Below are 13,749 nucleotides of genomic sequence, written 5' to 3'. Positions count from 1 at the left end.
ATGGACCTGGGCACACTGCGCGACAAACCCCGCGAACGCCGGATTATCCGCGGTCGCTTGCTCACCGCCGGAGTGATCGGGACGCTCCTGTTTCTGCTGCTCGCAGGCCGGATCGCCTGGCTGCAGACGGTTCAATACGACCATTTCGCCGCCCAGTCGCAGAACAACCGCGTCCGTATCGCCGCCGTTGCCCCGACCCGCGGACTGATCCGGGACCACCGCGGCCACATCCTCGCCGAAAACCAGCCGGCGTTCCGCCTGACGATCGTGCCGGAGCGGACTGATGACCTCGCCGCGCTGATTGACGAGATCGATGCGTTGATCGGGGTGAGTGATGCGGAGCGGGACGCCTTCAACGACGCCCGTCGACGCGGCCGGGGGTTCCAGGCAGTCCCACTCAAGCTGCAACTGAGTGACAGGGCCGTGGCTCGTATCGCAGTCAATCGCCACCGTTTCCCCGGTGTCGAAGTCCAGCCGCATCTTGTCCGCCACTACCCCTACGGACCAATCGGCGCCCATGCCGTGGGCTATGTTGGCCGGATCAACGAATCCGAGCTCCGCGAGCGCGACCGTCGCCGGTACCGGGGTAGCAGTGTGCTCGGCAAGACTGGTGTGGAGAAGGCCTATGAAGACCGGCTTCGTGGCGAGATGGGGTCCGAGCGCATCGAGACCAATGCCCTCGGCCGTCCCATCAATGTCATCGAGCGCGATCCGCCGGTCCCCGGCGAAGACCTGACCCTTACCCTGGACATCGACCTGCAGCGGGTCGCCGAGCAGGCCCTGGGGGAACGCCGCGGCGCCGTTGTCGCGCTCGATCCACGAACAGGCGCTATCCGGGCCCTTGCCAGTCAGCCGTCTTTCGACCCCAACCAGATCAGTCAGGGACTGGACCGGGCGACTTTCCAGGCGCTGCAAAGTGATGTGGATCAGCCGCTTTTCAATCGGGCGATCGCCGGGCGCTATCCGCCCGGCTCACTGGTCAAGCCCTTCCTCGGGATTGCCGGCGTTGCCTCCGGTGCCGTCGATGTCGACGAGGAAATCTACAGTGACGGGACATACCGCCTTCCCAACGTCTCCCGTGTGTGGCGTGACTGGAAGCGGGGGGGGCATGGCGAGGTCGACCTCGAAAAGGCAATCGTCGAATCCGTTGATAGCTACTATTACGAGCTCGCCCGGCGCATGGGGATCGACGCCATGCACGACTGGATGACCCGATTCGGTTTCGGCCTCGAAAGCGGCGTTGATCTGCCGGGGGAACGCCAGGGCATCATGCCCTCCCGTGAGTGGAAAACCGAGACCCTGGGAGAGCCGTGGTATCAGGGCGAGACGCTCAACACGGGCATCGGGCAGGGATTCATGCTGGCGACACCGATCCAGCTGGCCACTTCCACCGCGATGCTCGCCAACCGCGGCGCACCGATCCGACCGCACCTGATCGATACGGGCGATGAATCCGCACCCTCCCCGGTAAAAACACGGCCGTTGATGCTTGAAGACGAGACGCTGTGGCAGACAACGATCAACGGCATGGTGGACGTTGTTCACGGCGATTCCGGGACGGCACGTGGCATCAACGAAGGACTCGATTACCGGATCGCCGGTAAAACCGGCACGTCACAGGTAATCAACATCCCGCAAGGCGAGGAATACGACGAGGACGAGATTGAGCAACGCTTTCGCGATCACGCCATGTTCACGGCCTTCACACCCGTCACCTCGCCCGGGCTCGTGGTGACCGTTCTCGTCGAAAACGGCGGCAGCGGCGGCGGTACGGCGGCACCCGTCGCTCGCGAGGTCATGGACGCGTGGAGACAACAACAGGAGACAGGTGGTGAACTGGCCCGACGGTGGCGTTAATGCGGTCGCCCGCCGGGCGACAGGAGGCCTGCTCCAGCGTGCCCTGCACCTCGACGGCGTGCTACTGGTCCTGCTTGCGCTGCTGTCGGGATTCGGCCTGATCGTCCTCTACAGCGCCTTTGGCGGTAGAATCGAACCGGTCCAGGGACACCTCATCCGGCTCGGCATCGGCGCTGCGGCGATGGTGATCGTCGCACAAATCCCGCCCTGGCAACTGGCACGCATCGGCCCCGGGCTTTTCGTTCTGGGGGTCGTGTTACTGATCGCCGTTCTGGTCGCCGGCCAGCTGGGCGGCGGGGCCCGTCGCTGGCTGGACCTGGGCATCGTCGGTTTTCAGCCCTCGGAGCTCATGAAGCTCGCCCTGCCCATCTTGGTGGCCTGGATGATCGCGCGATCCCCCCTCCCGATCACATTGGGTCGGTCCGCCATCGTGCTTCTGATTATTGCCCTGCCTGTCGGCCTGATCGGCGCTCAGCCCGACCTCGGGACCGCCGTGCTCGTGGGCGCCGCCGGCGCCAGCGTCCTGTTCCTCGGCGGGCTGCGCTGGCGGATCATCACTGCGCTGGCGCTGCTCGCCTCCGCCGCCGTGCCGCTGCTCTGGCAGTTCGGCATGCAGGACTACCAGCGCGAGCGGGTACTGACTTTCCTTGATCCGTCACGCGAGCCGCTCGGTGCCGGCTACAACATCATCCAGTCGCAGATCGCGATCGGATCCGGCGGCATCAACGGCAAGGGCTGGCTGAATGGCACCCAGGCCCATCTGGAATTCATCCCCGAGCGGCACACCGATTTCGTCTTTGCCGTAATGGCCGAGGAGTTCGGTTTCGTCGGCGTTGTGTCGCTACTCGCCCTCTACCTCGCGATCACGGCCCGGGGTCTGTGGATCGCCTACGAGGCGCAGGATAATTTCTCGCGCCTGCTCGCGGGCGGCCTGTCGCTGACCTTCTTTGTCTACTGCTTCGTCAATGTCGGCATGGTCTCCGGTGTGCTTCCGGTGGTGGGACTGCCGCTGCCCCTGCTCAGCTACGGTGGATCAGCCATGGTGACGCTTCTGACAGGCTTCGGTATTCTCATGTCCATTCATACCCACCGGCGGATGTGGTCATCGTGAAAACGCCTCATCACTGTCTGCGTCTCGTATCAGCCACTGCGCTCAGCCTTTTGCTTGCGATACCGGGGATCGCCGCTGAACCCGCTGATCCGGCCGAGTCAACGGCGATCCGCGCCTTCAGCGAGCGGGTCGCCAAACGCCACGATCTGAGCGCCGACGCGATCGAGCGACTGATCAGCGACGAGGCCAGGTACGAGCCGGCAATCATCGAGGCCATCAACCGTCCGGCAGAGGCATTGCCCTGGCACCGCTACCGCGACATCTTCCTCACCGAGGCACGGATCGCCGGCGGGCTTGAATTCCGGCGGCGCCACCAGCAATGGCTCGAGGCCGTTGAAACGCAGTACGGTGTGCCGGCCGAGATCGTGGTGGCGATCATTGGCGTCGAGACGTTCTACGGCCGCTATACCGGGGATTATCGTGTGATCGATGCGCTGCGAACGCTGGGATTCGGCTACCCGGCGCGCGGCGAATTCTTTCGGGATGAACTCGAGGCGTTCCTCGTCCTCACCCGGGAGGAGGACATAGACCCGACCACCCCGCTCGGTTCTTACGCCGGCGCCATGGGCGTCCCGCAGTTCATCAGCAGCAGCTATCGCGCCTATGCCATCGACTTCAACGACAACGGCCGTCGCGACCTGTTCTCGGAGCCGGCGGACGCCATCGGCAGCGTCGGTCATTACCTGTCCCGCCACGGCTGGCAGGCCGGCGCCCCCATCGCCGTTCCCGCCGAGCTGGACGGCAGCGGATGGCGCTCGCGGTTGCGGCCGTCACTCGAGCCGGTCGATACGGTCGCCACGCTGGCATCGGCGGGCGTGAGCCCCGAGCGTCCCCTGGCCGCCGGGCTCGATGCGCGATTACTCGAGCTGCAGGCCGAAACCGGCGCAAGGCACTGGGTCACGCTGCGCAACTTCTATGCGATCACCCGGTATAATCACAGCTCGCTGTATGCCATGGCGGTGCATCAGCTCGCCGACGCCATCCGCGAAGCCGGTTCCTGAGATGCGGATCCCTATCCTGTTGGTAACCCTCCTGATTGCCGGCTGCAGTGGTCTGGCCCCCGAACCGCAGGACGGTCCCGGGCGGGTGATCGATGATCCGATGGCGATCCCCGATGCGGAGCCGCAGGACATGCCCCTCAGCCAGTATGGCAACCCGGAACGCTACGAGGTTTTCGGCCGCACCTACCGGGTCATGGACAGTGCCGATGACCACCGCGAGCGGGGCATTGCGTCATGGTATGGCCGCAAGTTCCAGGGCCGGCGGACCTCGAGCGGCGAACCCTACGATATGTACGCCATGACCGCTGCGCACAAACACCTGCCCCTGCCCACCTGGGTAGAAGTTCGGCACTTGGACAACAATCGATCGATCGTGGTCAAGGTCAACGATCGGGGGCCGTTTGCCGACAACCGCATCATCGATCTGTCATACGCCGCGGCGGCGAAACTCGGGATGCTCGACACGGGCACGGCACCGGTGGCGATCCGCACGGTGACAGCCGGCGAGGCCTCCGAGCCGGCCGAGGAACCCGCTGACGGCAACGAGAGCGATTACTGGATCCAGCTGGCCGCGTTCCGCAGCGCCGGCAACGCCGAGCGTCTCGCCAAGCGGCTTCGAGCCGCAGAGCTATCCGCGACGCCCACGATCCGACAGGGTGAGGATGGATTGCATCGTGTCCGTCTCGGCCCCCTGCCGGACGCCGACAGCGTCGATCGGCTCAGCGCCGAGCTCGATAGCGCCCGTTTTCCCGCCGGGCATGTCATCATTCCCGACAAACCAAGCCAATCGGACTGAGAACACCCACCATGACGCCGTTCAGACTCGCCATTCTGGTCATCACCCTCCTGCTCGGCGGACACGCCGCCGCGCAGTCCCAGCCGGTACCGGTGCCGGATCCACCGCAGCTGGGCGCCAAGGGGCATATGTTGATGGACTTTCACAGTGGCCGGGTACTGGCCAGTGAGCAGAGCGATGTCCGACGCGACCCGGCCAGCATTACCAAGGTGATGACGGCCTTCGTGGTATTCAACGAGCTGCGCTCGGGCGATCTCTCCATGGACGAACAGGTCCTGGTCAGCGAAAAGGCCTGGCGGGCCACCGGCTCGCGGATGTTCATCGAGGTGGGTAATCGGATCGCGGTCGAGGACCTGGTGCGCGGCATGATCATCCAGTCCGGCAACGATGCGAGCGTCGCACTGGCCGAGCACATCGCCGGCAGCGAGGCGAACTTCGCCGCACTGATGAACCAGTATGCCGCTCAGCTGGGCATGACCAACACGCACTACACCAATGCCACCGGGCTGCCCGGCGACGATCACTACTCGTCGGCGGCGGATACGGCGACCCTGGTACGCGCCCTGATCAGCCAGTTCCCGGACTACTACCGCTTCTATTCCGAGCGCAAGTTCACCTGGAACGACATCACCCAGCGCAACCGCAATCGCATGCTCTGGCAGGATCAGTCAGTCGATGGCGTCAAGACCGGCTACACCCAGGCCGCGCAGTATTGCCTGGCGACCTCTGCCAAGCGCGATGGCATGCGGCTGATTTCAGTCGTGATGGGCGCGGAGACACCCGGAAAACGCGTCGAGCAGTCAAGGTCCCTGCTCAACTACGGCTACCGCTTCTTCGAGACTCACCGCCTCTACGGGGCCGAGGAAACCGTCGATACCCCACGTCTGTGGAAGGGGACCGCAGACACGCTGCCGGTGGGCGTGAGCGAGGATATCTACATCACCCTGCCGGCCGACACCTACGACCGGCTGGATGCGCAAATCACATTGAACGACCCGCTTGAGGCCCCCGTCGCCAAGGGCGACAGCATCGGCCGCCTGACCGTCTCGATCGATGGCGAAACGGTCAGGGAACGGCCCGTCATCGCCCTCGAGGCCGTGCCGGAGGCCGGCTTTGTGGGTCGGACCATCGATAGTGTGCGGTTATGGATCAATTGAAAGCGTCTCCCGAGGGATTGACCTTTCCCTGCAGCTTCCCGATCAAGGCCATGGGCCGGAACAGTGACGAACTCCGTCAGACAGTGCTCGAGATCGTCCAGCGCCATGCCCCCGAGCTATCGGCCGACACCCTGACCACCGCCGAAAGCCGGGGCGGGCGTTTCATCTCGGTGACCGCCACCATTACCGCCAGCAGCCGGGCCCAGCTCGATGCGATCTACGGGGAGCTGAAGGCCCACGACAGCGTGCTCGCCACGCTCTGATGGACGCGCCGATCGCGATCCGCGACTGGGGCCGGTGCGACTACGAGACGGTCTGGGCGGCGATGCGACGCTTCACGGACACGCGCGACGCTGACACCACGGATGAGCTCTGGCGGGTCGAGCATCCGGCGGTATTCACGCTGGGGCAGGCCGGCCGCCACGAGCATGTCCTCGATCGCGGTGACATCCCCCTCGTACAGACCGATCGCGGGGGCCAGGTCACTTACCATGGTCCGGGACAGGTCATTCTCTATCCCCTCCTCGACCTGCGCCGCCGACGGTTGGGTGCCCGGGCACTGGTCACCCGGCTCGAGCAGACCGTCGTCGACTGGCTCGCCAGCCGGGGAATCACCGCCGCGCCGCGCGCCGATGCACCGGGTGTCTATGTCGATGACGCAAAGATCGCGGCACTCGGCCTGCGGGTCCGGCACGGGTGCAGTTATCACGGGCTTGCCGTCAACATCGCCATGGATCTGTCGCCGTTCCAGCGCATCAACCCCTGCGGTTATGCCGGCATGGCGGTCACCGACCTGGCCTCGCTGGGCGTCGACTGCTCGCTGACCAACGCCGGAGAAGCCCTCACCGACCAGCTGCTGGCGCGGCTCAGCGCCGGCTGAGGCGGGCATCCAGGGTGGCGAGGCGCGCCGGCGTCCCGACGTCGCACCATTGCCCCGCGTGATGATGACCGGTCAGCTGACGCCGCTCGCAGGCGCGATGGAGGATGGGCGCCAACGGTGCAACACCGGGGAGCACACCGGCGAACAGCTCCGGGCGATAACAGGCGATGCCGGCGAAGGTGTACCGCGGCGCATCACCACCCTCGGAGACCACCGCATAGCCATCGAACCGGAAATCACCGTCGGGGTGATGCTCGGGGTTATCCACCAGCACCAGGTGGCCCAGTCCCTCGGGCCGGGTCGGCAGCATCGCCGGATCAAAGTCGCTCCAGACATCGCCGTTGATCACCACGAACGGATCCGATCCCAGCAACGGCAGCGCGCGGACAATCCCGCCGGCGGTCTCGAGCGCCCGATCCCCCTCGTCGGAGAGCCGGACTTCGAGGCCCTCCGGGGCATGCCGGGCGACGTGGTCACGGATCGCATCCCCCAACCAGGCCGTATTGATGACCACCCGCTCGAAGCCACTGGCGGCAAGCCGCGCGAGATGCCAGTCGAGCAGCGTCCGCCCGCCGACACTCAGCAACGGTTTCGGGCAGTGATCGCTAAGCGGGCGCATACGCTCGCCCCGCCCCGCGGCCAGGATCATTGCATTCATGCCGGGGCACCGCCGTCCGGCGAGGGCAGATCCGCAATCAGCCGCGCAAGGTCACGACAACGCGGATCATCCCCGAGCTCACGCTGCAGATAACCCAGAAAACGGGCCGCATCGGCGATATAGCCCGGTTTGTGGTCGCGGTGGCATAGCCTGGCGAAAATCCCCAGGACCTTGAGGTGTCGCTGGGCCGCCGTTCGGTCGATCGCCCGCGAGAGGTTGTCCGGCAACATGATCTCTGCGGCCCTCGCCTGATCCCGATAGTAGTCGATCCAGACCGACTCCTCGGCCGGGTCCAGACTGAAAAAGGCATCCCGCAGCAGGCTTGCCAGGTCATAGACGACCGGCCCCACCAGCGCATCCTGGAAGTCGATGATGCCGGGGTTCGGAGTGGCCACCATCAAGTTGCGCACCATGTAGTCGCGATGCACCACGACCCGGGACTGTCGGGCCATTTCCTCGACGAGTACCGCGGTACCCGCGTGCCAGCGCGACCACCACCGGGCATCGGGCTCGATACCCAGGTGGCGGCGCACATACCAGTCGGGGAAGAGCGCGAGCTCGCCGGCGATCCGCGACGCATCGAAGCGCGGCAGCCAGTCCGGTGGTGCCCGGCGCTGCAAACGGACCAGCGCATCAATGGCGTCGGTCAACAGCGATTCCCTCGGTTCGTCCCGCAGGGCGCCGAGATAATCGCGGTCGCCGAGATCCTCGAGGAGCATGAAACCGGCGGCACTATCGGCGGCGTGGATAATCGGCACATGCAGTTCGGCGTCCGCCATCACCCGGCGGACATGACGGAACGCCTCGCAGACGGCGAACTGATCCGGCGCGTCCATCACCACGCGGGTACCGCGGGGCGTATCCAACCGGAAATAGCGGCGATTACTGGCATCACCCCCCATTGAATGAATAGCCATCGGCGCGACCCCCTGCGCCCGTAACCACTCGATCATCCGCTCGCCGCGCGGATCGAACCGCTCGATTGCCACGATTGCCGGCACCCCCCACCGTGAATATCCTGAAGTCTATAAGGTACGCTCCTATCTCCAAAGCGCTCTATCAACCGACTGGGACAACCGATTCCGTGCCGCGACTACACCCCGTGCCCTTCATCGCCGTCGCCCTGGTAACGGCACTGATCTGGACCAGGACCGCGACGGCGGCCGACGGCCGCTGGTCCCTGTGCAGCGCGCCGCTACTGGCGCCCATGACCGATGCCTCCGGTACCGCATCGACGGATAACGGCATGATCAACGTCAGCGCCGATGAGGCGCGGGTCTCCGGCTCGCCGCCAGTCTACGAATTCAGTGGTGATGTCCGCGTACAGGAAGGCGATCAGCGCGTGCGCGGTGAGCGGCTGCGCTACGACACGGGCGTGGGCGACGTGCAGGGCGATGGCGGCATCCGGTTACGCCACCCCGGTGTCCTGATCAGTGCCGAGCGGGCGCGCTACTGGCTGACCTCGGAGCGCGGCCAGTTCGAGGGAGTCAGCGATTACCGTATCGCCGCCGGGCATCTCCAGGGCAGTGCCGAGCGCATTATCCGCGAAGGCCCCACCCGCAGCCGCTACCAGGGCGTCACCCTGAGTACCTGCATGCCGGAACAACCGTTCTGGACCCTGAGCGCAAGCAGCGCCGAGATCAATCGCGAGACGCGGCAGGGACGCGCCCGCAACGCGGTACTCTCGATCGGCCGACTGCCGGTTTTCTACACCCCGTATCTCCAGTTCCCGGTGGGCGACGAGCGGCTGACCGGACTGCTCGCTCCTACGATCGGGCATTCCGACAGCAACGGCACAACGGTCTCCCTGCCCTGGTACTGGAACATCGCTCCGAATCAGGACGCGACCATCACGCCCACTTCCTACTGGAAACGCGGCGTGCTCCTCGATACCGAGTACCGCTATCTCTCCGACTGGGTCGAGGGCGAGATCAGCGGGAGTTACCTCCCTTCGGACGATGTCTACGGCGACGATCGCTGGGCCATCGATCAGACGCATGAACTTCGCCTCGGCCGCTCCGTCCGCGGCGAACTCCGGCAGCAACGCACCAGTGACATGGCGTTCAACGACGACTTCGGGAACGACTTCAACTACCGCTCGGCGGCCTTCATGGAGAGCCGTGCGGAACTCTCCTGGGCCGACCGGGGATTCCTGGCCTCGATCGACGCCCAGACATGGCAGCGCGTCGATGACGAACGCCGAGCCCCCTATGCGCGTCGACCGCGGGTGCAGCTTGGCTACGATCCCATCGAGGGCGTGGGGCCGTTCCAGTTCGATATCGCCTCGGAGTGGACCGATTTCTACAACGACGATGCCACGCGAGAACAGGGTGTCGAGTACAACATCGCCCCGCGCGTTTCGATGCCCGTCAACGAGCTCGCCTACCGCTTCGAGCCCGCCGTGGCGTTTCAGCATTCAGGTTATGATCTGACCAACCCCGTTGGCGATGACGATTCGCCGAGTGCATCGGTACCGATCTACACTGCTGATGCCCGGTTGTTCTTCGAGCGACCGGACACGCTCTTCCAGGGCGTCTACCAGACGCTCGAGCCGCGCATCCTGTACCGCAATGTGCCCGATCGTGACCAGGACGAGCTTCCGGATTTCGGAAGCGCCTCGACAGACGGCAATTTCTCGCGGCTTTTCCGGGCGACAGCATTCAACAACGACCACACCGAGCAGGCCAGCGTGGGTGTCACGACCCGATACGTCGACGATCGCACGGGCCGGGAGTACCTGCGCGCGTCCTTTGGCCAGACGTTCTTCTTTCATGACAGCGCGGAGCAGGACCGGTCGGATTACATCACTGAACTGCGCCTGTCGCTGCCGCGCGGCTTCGAGATAGACGCCGACTATCGCTGGGATCCGGAAAACACCCGTACCAACAAACTGCGGACACTGCTCCGGTGGCGCGGGGATCGTCAGGCAGCGGTCAATCTATCCCTGAGACGCAAAAAAGAAGACGGCATCACGGAGCAGAACCAGGTCACCGCCTCCCTGGCCGTCCCTGTTACCCCGGCATGGCGGGCCTTCGCGGGGACACGGGAGGATCTCGAGGAGCGACAGACACTGGAGAGCTTCTTCGGCGTTGAGCAATCGGGCTGTTGCCATTCCGTCCGCTTTGTCGTGAGCGAGGAGCGCCTGCGCGATGCGAGCCCGGGGCAACCCTCGCTGGATCAGGAAATCATGCTGGAGCTCGAGCTCAAGGGTCTGGGCGGCATCGGTGATAGAATCCGGGCTTTCCTTGACGCCGAGATCGACGGCTACAACCCAAGGCGCTGAAATCAATGATGAGAACGCTGCTTGCCACTCTGCTGCTGGTGTTCGTACAGACCGCCCAGGCGGAAGAGGTACTGCTCGAGCGCATCGTCGCGCTGGTCAACGACGATGTCGTGCTCAGCTCCGAGTTCGAGGCCGAACTCGCCTCGGTGCGACAAAACCTCGAACAGCGAAATGTAGACATGCCGCCGGCCTCCGAGCTCCGCCAGCAGGTGCTGGACCGTCTGATCGTCCAGACCCTGCAACTGAATGTCGCTGAGCGGCGGGGTGTCCGCATCGATTCGGCAACGCTGGACGCCGCCGTGCGGCGGGTTGCGGATCGTAACCGCCTGTCACTGACCCAGCTTCGTGACGCCCTCTCCGAGCGCGGCATGGACATGGCGGCATTCCGGGACCAGCTGCGCCGCGACATCGTCACGCAGCGGCTGCGCCGCCAGGTCATGAACCAGCGGGTGGATGTCACCGAGCAGGAGATCCAGCAGTTTATCGAGCGCAACCGCAGCCTCGACCGGGATTACCGCCTCTCGCAGATCCTCGTCAGCCTGCCCGAGGCGGCCTCGGCAGATGCCATCGAGGCGGCGCGCAACGAGGCGCAGACGGTCATTGAGCGTCTCGAGGACGGGGAATCATTCGCTCGCGTTGCGACGGCCGCCTCTGACGCGCGTAATGCCCTCGAGGGCGGCGATCTTGGCTGGGTTCCCGCCTCGCAGCTGCCGACGGCCGCCGCCGATGCGATCCGGGAGCTCGAGCCGGGCGAGCGAACGGCGCCACTGCGCACCCCGGCCGGATTCCAGATCTACCGACTCGAGGAGACGCGCGGCAGTGGCCAGGAGATGGTCGAACAGGCCCGCTTACGGCATATCCTCATCCAGCCCAACGAGGTAGTCAGCAATGAAGACGCCCGACTGCGTCTGCAATCGTTGCGCAGCCGCCTCCAGGGCGGCGGTGATTTCGCCGATCTGGCGCGCGCCAATTCCGACGATCCCACCTCGGCCGGCGATGGCGGCGAACTGGGCTGGGTCGACCCCGGCAGCCTGCCCGATGCGTTCCGCACCGCCGTCACCCGGCTCGAGCCGGGCGAGATCAGCGAGATTTTCCGAACGCGGGGCGGCTGGCATATCGCCGAGGTGCTCGAGCGTCGCGAGCGGGACACCAGTGAGACCATCGCCCGCGAGGAGGCGGAACAGGCCATCAGGCAGCGTAAAAGCGAGGAGGAAACCGAGCTCTGGCTGCGTGAACTGCGCGAAGAGGCCTACATCGAAAAGCGGCTCGGCAACGGCTGATGACCGATCGGCCGCGAATTGCAATCACTCCGGGGGAGCCTGCCGGCATCGGCCCGGAGCTGGTCGCACGGCTTGGCGATGCCTTTCCGCAGGCCCGGCTCGTGGCGATCGGCGACCCCGCTCTGCTGCCGGCCACCGATCATCTGGAAATCATGGCGGTGAAGACAGCGGCACCCGTGACGCCCGGTGTCCTCGACCCGCGCAATGCGGCGTACGTCCTCGAGACCCTGCGCACGGCAGTCAGCGGCTGCCAGGACGGGACCTTCCAGGCTATGGTCACCGGCCCGGTCCACAAGGGCGTGATCAACGAGGCCGGCCATCCGTTCAGCGGCCACACCGAGTACCTCGCCGCGCTGACCGGCGCACCGATGCCGGTCATGATGCTTGCCGCCGGTTCACTGCGGGTAGCGCTGGTCACCACCCATCTACCGCTTCGGGACGTCGCCGATGCCGTCACGGCCGAGCGTCTGGAGACGATTCTGCGGATCCTCGACCACGATCTGCGCCGCTTCTATGCCATCGAACAGCCCCGCATCCTGGTGGCCGGTCTCAATCCGCATGCCGGTGAATCCGGCCACATGGGTCGGGAGGAAATCGAGACCATAACGCCGGTGATCGAGCGGCTACGTGACGCCGGGCTCGACCTCACCGGTCCGCTGCCGGCGGATACCCTGTTCACGCCCGGTCGGCTGGACGGAGCGGATGCCGTGCTCGCCATGTACCACGACCAGGGCCTGCCGGTGCTCAAGCATGTCGGCTTCGGTCGTGCCGTGAACATCACCCTCGGGCTGCCCATCATCCGCACCTCGGTGGATCATGGCACTGCACTCGATATCGCGGGGCGCGGTATTGCCGATACCGGCAGCATGCGAGCCGCCATCGAGGAGGCGATCGCCATGGGCCGGACGGGTCGCTGATCCATGCATCGCGCCCGACGGCGTTTCGGCCAGAACTTCCTCCACGATCGCCAGATCATCCAGCAGATGGTCATGGCAATCGCGCCGCGGGCGGGGGAAGCGTTCCTCGAGGTCGGTCCCGGCCCGGGGGCCCTGACCCGACCACTCCTCGATCATGTCGGCAGCCTCGCCGCCATCGAGGTCGACCGTGACCTGGCCGCCCGGCTGCGCCAATGGGATGCGGCCGGAAGCGGGCGGCTGCGGGTCATCGAGGCGGATGCGCTATCGGAACCGGTCGAGCCGTTGATCGAGGCGGCGGGACAGCCCCTGCGTATCGTGGGCAATCTGCCCTATAACCTCTCCACCCCTCTGCTCTTCCATCTCACCGCCCCTACCCACGGGATCGGGGACCTGCACCTGCTGCTGCAGCGCGAGGTCGTCGACCGAATGGCCGCCGGACCGGGATCACGGATCTATGGCCGCCTGTCCGTCATGATCCAGGCCCGCTGCGCGATCGAGCCACTGTTCGAGGTCCTGCCGGGGGCCTTCTCGCCGCCGCCGAAGGTCACTTCCCGATTCGTCAGGCTGACCCCCCATGCCTTTCCCCCGCTGGGTGAAACCGACAACGAATGCCTCGCCCGGGTTGTAGCCGCGGCGTTTGCCCAGCGCCGCAAGACCCTGCGCAATGCACTCGGCGGTCTGCTCGACGCGACGGCGATCCGCGACGCCGATGTCGATCCGACGACCCGTGCCGAACAGGTCGACCTGGCCGGCTACGGCCGCCTGGCGGACACGCTGCACAGACAGCGGACAACGCAATAGGAGTTTTT

At 65.6% G+C, this 13,749-nt stretch carries 13 protein-coding genes; 11 read left to right on the top strand and 2 right to left on the bottom strand.

The window, feature by feature from the left end; all coding sequences use genetic code 11:
* The 7 genes from mrdA to lipB are packed head-to-tail and all read left to right on the top strand — an operon-like array spanning nt 1 to nt 6,802.
* Complete coding sequence (gene mrdA, locus EV698_RS00360) at nt 1-1,857, top strand: penicillin-binding protein 2 (RefSeq protein WP_130502206.1); 1,857 nt, start codon at nt 1-3, stop codon at nt 1,855-1,857.
* Nucleotides 1,832-2,968: a rod shape-determining protein RodA gene (gene rodA / locus EV698_RS00355; protein ID WP_130502205.1), complete on the top strand. Its 1,137-nt coding sequence runs from the start codon at nt 1,832-1,834 to the stop codon at nt 2,966-2,968. The genes mrdA and rodA overlap by 26 nt, the downstream gene beginning before the upstream one ends.
* Nucleotides 2,965-3,969 (top strand): lytic murein transglycosylase B, encoded by a 1,005-nt coding sequence (gene mltB, locus EV698_RS00350; RefSeq protein WP_239016151.1) that lies wholly within the window; start codon nt 2,965-2,967, stop codon nt 3,967-3,969. The genes rodA and mltB overlap by 4 nt, the downstream gene beginning before the upstream one ends.
* A gap of 1 nt (nt 3,970) precedes the next feature.
* The gene (locus EV698_RS00345; RefSeq protein ID WP_130502204.1) at nt 3,971-4,765 is read left to right on the top strand and encodes a septal ring lytic transglycosylase RlpA family protein; all 795 of its coding nucleotides are present in this window, start codon (nt 3,971-3,973) and stop codon (nt 4,763-4,765) included.
* Nucleotides 4,766-4,776: 11 nt separating this feature from the next.
* On the top strand, nt 4,777-5,922 hold the full coding sequence (locus EV698_RS00340; protein WP_130502203.1) for a D-alanyl-D-alanine carboxypeptidase family protein: 1,146 nt from the start codon (nt 4,777-4,779) through the stop codon (nt 5,920-5,922).
* Nucleotides 5,910-6,185 (top strand): YbeD family protein, encoded by a 276-nt coding sequence (locus EV698_RS00335; protein WP_130502202.1) that lies wholly within the window; start codon nt 5,910-5,912, stop codon nt 6,183-6,185. Before EV698_RS00340 ends, EV698_RS00335 begins: the two co-directional genes overlap by 13 nt.
* Complete coding sequence (gene lipB / locus EV698_RS00330) at nt 6,185-6,802, top strand: lipoyl(octanoyl) transferase LipB (RefSeq protein WP_207220461.1); 618 nt, start codon at nt 6,185-6,187, stop codon at nt 6,800-6,802. Before EV698_RS00335 ends, lipB begins: the two co-directional genes overlap by 1 nt.
* On the opposite strand, the gene murU is transcribed toward lipB, so the two are convergent.
* Together murU and EV698_RS00320 are read right to left on the bottom strand one after the other, a co-directional pair.
* Complete coding sequence (gene murU, locus EV698_RS00325) at nt 6,789-7,460, bottom strand: N-acetylmuramate alpha-1-phosphate uridylyltransferase MurU (protein ID WP_130502200.1); 672 nt, start codon at nt 7,458-7,460, stop codon at nt 6,789-6,791. The genes lipB and murU overlap by 14 nt on opposite strands.
* On the bottom strand, nt 7,457-8,449 hold the full coding sequence (locus EV698_RS00320; RefSeq protein ID WP_130502199.1) for an aminoglycoside phosphotransferase family protein: 993 nt from the start codon (nt 8,447-8,449) through the stop codon (nt 7,457-7,459). Before EV698_RS00320 ends, murU begins: the two co-directional genes overlap by 4 nt.
* A 95-nt stretch (nt 8,450-8,544) precedes the next feature.
* Here EV698_RS00320 and EV698_RS00315 point away from each other — a divergent pair, with 95 nt between their 5' ends.
* Genes EV698_RS00315 through rsmA form a run of 4 tightly spaced genes read left to right on the top strand, consistent with a single transcriptional unit; the run spans nt 8,545 to nt 13,741 of the window.
* Complete coding sequence (locus tag EV698_RS00315; protein ID WP_130502198.1) at nt 8,545-10,743, top strand: LPS-assembly protein LptD; 2,199 nt, start codon at nt 8,545-8,547, stop codon at nt 10,741-10,743.
* A 5-nt stretch (nt 10,744-10,748) separates the two neighbouring features.
* A complete protein-coding gene (locus EV698_RS00310) occupies nt 10,749-12,023 on the top strand; it encodes a peptidylprolyl isomerase (protein WP_130502197.1) in 1,275 nt (424 codons plus the stop codon).
* Nucleotides 12,023-12,940 (top strand): 4-hydroxythreonine-4-phosphate dehydrogenase PdxA, encoded by a 918-nt coding sequence (gene pdxA, locus EV698_RS00305; RefSeq protein ID WP_130502196.1) that lies wholly within the window; start codon nt 12,023-12,025, stop codon nt 12,938-12,940. Before EV698_RS00310 ends, pdxA begins: the two co-directional genes overlap by 1 nt.
* A 3-nt stretch (nt 12,941-12,943) precedes the next feature.
* On the top strand, nt 12,944-13,741 hold the full coding sequence (rsmA, locus tag EV698_RS00300; protein WP_130502195.1) for a 16S rRNA (adenine(1518)-N(6)/adenine(1519)-N(6))-dimethyltransferase RsmA: 798 nt from the start codon (nt 12,944-12,946) through the stop codon (nt 13,739-13,741).
* Nucleotides 13,742-13,749: the final 8 nt, after the last annotated feature.

It is taken from the genome of Spiribacter vilamensis (assembly GCF_004217415.1).
Taxonomy (GTDB): Bacteria; Pseudomonadota; Gammaproteobacteria; order Nitrococcales; family Nitrococcaceae; genus Spiribacter; species Spiribacter vilamensis.
The sequence above is the reverse complement of the archived record's forward strand: the minus strand, read 5'-3'. Positions and strand labels throughout refer to the sequence as shown.